At 52.0% G+C, this 1,958-nt stretch carries 2 rRNA genes; both read left to right on the forward strand.

Going from position 1 to position 1,958, the window contains the following annotated elements:
* Positions 1-1,707: ribosomal RNA gene (locus tag KBW98_RS23740) — 23S ribosomal RNA — on the forward strand; the annotation flags it as partial.
* 127 nt (positions 1,708-1,834) lie between these two features.
* Positions 1,835-1,947: ribosomal RNA gene (gene rrf / locus KBW98_RS23745) — 5S ribosomal RNA — on the forward strand.
* Positions 1,948-1,958 lie beyond the last annotated feature (11 nt).

Here is a 1,958-nt window from a genome sequence, read left to right on the forward strand (position 1 = left end):
ATATGGTAGGAGAGCGTTCTGTAAGCCTGCGAAGGTGTCTTGTAAAGGATGCTGGAGGTATCAGAAGTGCGAATGCTGACATGAGTAGCGATAATGCGGGTGAAAAGCCCGCACGCCGTAAGCCCAAGGTTTCCTGTTCAACGTTCATCGGAGCAGGGTGAGTCGGCCCCTAAGGCGAGGCAGAGATGCGTAGCTGATGGGAAGCAGGTTAATATTCCTGCACCGTCGTATGATGCGATGGGGGGACGGATCGCGGAAGGTTGTCTGACTGTTGGAATAGTCAGTTTTTGGCTCATAGAAGGTGCTTAGGCAAATCCGGGCACGTAATTCAAGGGGTCGAGACGAGCGGCTTTATGCTGCGAAGCAATCGGAAGTGGTTCCAAGAAAAGCCTCTAAGCTTCAGTCATACGAGACCGTACCGCAAACCGACACAGGTGGGCGAGATGAGTATTCTAAGGCGCTTGAGAGAACTCGGGAGAAGGAACTCGGCAAATTGGTACCGTAACTTCGGGATAAGGTACGCCCTAGTAGTTTGACCACTTTACTGTGGAAGGATGAACGGGTTGCAATAAAATGGTGGCTGCGACTGTTTAATAAAAACACAGCACTCTGCAAACACGAAAGTGGACGTATAGGGTGTGACGCCTGCCCGGTGCTGGAAGATTAAATGATGGGGTGCAAGCTCTTGATTGAAGTCCCAGTAAACGGCGGCCGTAACTATAACGGTCCTAAGGTAGCGAAATTCCTTGTCGGGTAAGTTCCGACCTGCACGAATGGCGTAACGATGGCCACACTGTCTCCTCCCGAGACTCAGCGAAGTTGAAATGTTTGTGATGATGCAATCTACCCGCGGCTAGACGGAAAGACCCCATGAACCTTTACTGTAGCTTTGCATTGGACTTTGAACCAATCTGTGTAGGATAGGTGGGAGGCTTTGAAGCGGGGACGCCAGTTCTCGTGGAGCCATCCTTGAAATACCACCCTGGTTTGTTTGAGGTTCTAACCTTGGCCCGTAATCCGGGTCGGGGACAGTGCATGGTAGGCAGTTTGACTGGGGCGGTCTCCTCCTAAAGTGTAACGGAGGAGTTCGAAGGTACGCTAGGTACGGTCGGACATCGTGCTAATAGTGCAATGGCATAAGCGTGCTTAACTGCGAGACCGACAAGTCGAGCAGGTACGAAAGTAGGACATAGTGATCCGGTGGTTCTGTATGGAAGGGCCATCGCTCAACGGATAAAAGGTACTCTGGGGATAACAGGCTGATTCCTCCCAAGAGTTCATATCGACGGGGGAGTTTGGCACCTCGATGTCGGCTCATCACATCCTGGGGCTGTAGCCGGTCCCAAGGGTATGGCTGTTCGCCATTTAAAGTGGTACGTGAGCTGGGTTTAAAACGTCGTGAGACAGTTTGGTCCCTATCTGCCGTGGGCGTTGGAAATTTGAAGGGGGCTGCTCCTAGTACGAGAGGACCGGAGTGGACGAACCTCTGGTGTACCGGTTGTCACGCCAGTGGCATTGCCGGGTAGCTAAGTTCGGAAGAGATAACCGCTGAAAGCATCTAAGCGGGAAACTTGCCTTGAGATGAGATTTCCCGGAGCCTTGAGCTCCTTGAAGGGTCGTTCGAGACCAGGACGTTGATAGGCTGGGTGTGGAAGTGCAGTAATGCATTAAGCTAACCAGTACTAATTGCCCGTACGGCTTGTCCCTATAACCTTGGCAGTCAGCCAAGGATCAAGATTACAGCTGCGCGATACGACAGCTACCCCAGGAAAACTACTTCTTCCGGATTCAGAGTGGCGCCTAGCAAAGCGAAGCGACACTCGTACAAGTCATGCCTGATGACCATAGCAAGTCGGTCCCACCCCTTCCCATCCCGAACAGGACCGTGAAACGACTTTGCGCCGATGATAGTGCTGCAACCAGTGTGAAAGTAGGTTATCGTCAGGCTAGTTATAAGC

Source organism: Massilia sp. ST3 (genome assembly GCF_018119405.1).
GTDB lineage: Bacteria > Pseudomonadota > Gammaproteobacteria > Burkholderiales > Burkholderiaceae_D > Telluria.